This is a genomic window from Spirulina sp. CCY15215 (assembly GCF_016888125.1).
Taxonomy (GTDB): domain Bacteria; phylum Cyanobacteriota; class Cyanobacteriia; order Cyanobacteriales; family Spirulinaceae; genus CCY15215.
Genome location: NZ_JACSWA010000183.1, coordinates 1 through 565, shown reverse-complemented (window position 1 = coordinate 565; position 565 = coordinate 1). Strand labels below are relative to the sequence as shown.

General features: G+C 48.8%; 1 rRNA gene. It reads left to right on the top strand.

Annotated elements, in window-relative coordinates:
• Positions 1–565, top strand: a 23S ribosomal RNA gene (locus JUI58_RS00920); the annotation flags it as partial.

Below are 565 nucleotides of genomic sequence, written 5' to 3'. Positions count from 1 at the left end.
AGAAAGTGGAAATTAGACGAAACAGTTGAAAGCTGTACCAGAGAAGGTAAAAGTCCTGTAGTCAAAAATGGAAACAATCTTAGCTGAATCCCGAGTAGTTCGGGGCACGTGAAATCCCGAATGAATCAGCCAGGACCACCTGGTAAGGCTAAATACTACTGCGTGAGCGATAGCGAAAAGTACCGCGAGGGAAAAGTGAAAAGAACCCCGGTAAGGGGAGTGAAATAGAACGTGAAACCGTTAGCTTACAAGCAGTGGGAGGACGATTAAACGTCTGACCGCGTGCCTGTTGAAGAATGAGCCGGCGACTAACAGAGCGTGGCAGGTTAAAGCGGAAAAAGCTGAAGCCAAAAGGAAACTGAGTCCGAATAGGGCGTTAGTCACGTTTTGTTGACCCGAACCCAGGCGATCTAACCATGTCCAGGATGAAGCTTGGGTAAAACCAAGTGGAAGTCCGAACCGACCAATGTTGAAAAATTGGCGGATGAGGTGTGGTTAGGGGTGAAATGCCAATCGAGCCTGGAGCTAGCTGGTTCTCCCCGAAATGTGTTTAGGCGCAGCGGTT